The 1680-nt window shown below is 61.8% G+C and carries 1 protein-coding gene; it reads left to right on the top strand.

The window, feature by feature from the left end; genetic code table 11:
* Positions 1–587 precede the first annotated feature (587 nt).
* The coding region (locus tag LK10_RS07865) for an MFS transporter (protein WP_197061890.1) at positions 588–1680 on the top strand (1093 nt) is incomplete at its 3' end.

Genomic DNA, 1680 nt, shown 5'->3' with positions numbered 1-1680 from the left:
GCCTCAGGGCCTTGAGCTGGGATCTCATCGCATTGATCTGGGAGATGCTTGCCACCATCATTCCTCCTGCGATCGGGGAAGGCCGGGAGTGGCGACGTCATCGTGGGCCACGGCCTAATCACACCAACTCTAAACATGTGAGATCACATGTCAAGTCTAGCTTCTACAATATGGGGAAGGGAACGGCACCCTCGCCCATTGGCCCTCAAGCCCCTACAGCCCGAGGCCTTGCCGAAGCACGCAGCCCCTCCCGCGAAGCGTTGGACATCTGGATCCTTGACATGTTCCACCTAGTATTCTAGCTTGTGTTGTACGCAACACGACTGTGTTGCAGACCACAGGTTCGGGGAAACCGCACTGACGCGGTTCTCCCGATAGCACCCGTCAAGCAGGTCCAACGAGACATAAAAAATGAACGCGGAAGCCGTTCGCTGCAGCCGCACCCCGGACGTGATCCTCCGGGCCAAGGTTTCCGATCTCGCTCATGATTCATGATTCGATCCGGACCGCATCACAAACAGACCATCCGCGACGGCTGTTCCCCTCCACACCAGAGACGGGAAGCCACGCATGCTGGAGGAGAACCGATGGATAGCAGAATGCGAAAGCAGGCATTGTTCGCAGGAACGATCGGCAACATCATGGAGTGGTACGACTTCGTGCTGTATGGCTATTTCGCCGCCCAGATCGCCGCCCTGTTCTTCCCGAAAACAAACTCCCTAGCCGCCCTGCTGTCGACTTTCGCGGTATTCGCGGTCGGATTCCTCATCAGGCCGCTCGGCGGAATCGTCTTCGGCCGATTCACCGACCGGGTCGGCAGGCGAAAGTCGCTCATCGCCTCCGTTGGGATCATCAGCGTGGCGACAATCGCCATGGGAGTCCTGCCCACCTACAGCACGATCGGCCTTGCGGCGCCGGCGCTGCTCCTCCTCTGCCGACTCGTGCAGGGCTTCGCCGCCGGAGGCGAGTACACGGGCGCCCTGACCTATGTCGTAGAACACGCACCCGTCAACAAGCGCGCCCGCTACTCAGGCGTGGCTGTAGCAGGGTCATACGCCGGATTCGTCCTGGGCTCCCTGATGTGCATCCTGATGACCTCCACGACGACCTCCGCGCAGTTGCTCACGTGGGGCTGGCGAGTACCGTTCCTCGCGGCAGCCCCGCTCGCCCTCATCGGCCTGTACCTGCGCCTCCGCATGGATGATTCGCCGGTATTCGCCGCCCTGCAGCGCTCCGGCCACGTTGAACCCGCACCGCTGCGGCAGGCCTTCAAGATCGCGAAGAAGCCCATGCTCGTGATGGTCGGCTGGTCGACGGCATGCTCGGTCGCGTACTTCCTCAGCGTCACCTTCCTGATCTCCTACCTGACGACCACGCGCCACTTCACCCCGACCCAGTCCCTCACCATCGGAGTCGTGACCTCAGTCGTCGCCCTGGTGGTCAATCTCTTGGCCGGCCCCGTCATCGACAAACTGGGGATGAAGCGCGTCGCCGTGACTTCGATAAGCATCGTGGCGATATGGGCCATCCCCGCATTCCTGCTGTTCCAGCGGGTCGACCTGCTCGGCGCCTGCTTCATCGTCGCGGTCTTCGCAGTGTGCCTCGGATTCAACGCCGTCGTCACCGGACTTTCCGCTGTTCAGCTGTTCCCGTCACAGGTCCGGGGCACCGCGGGAGCGC

Source organism: Sinomonas humi (assembly GCF_000802235.1).
Classification (GTDB): Bacteria; Actinomycetota; Actinomycetes; order Actinomycetales; family Micrococcaceae; genus Sinomonas; species Sinomonas humi.
This window is presented reverse-complemented; position numbering and strand designations above follow the sequence as displayed.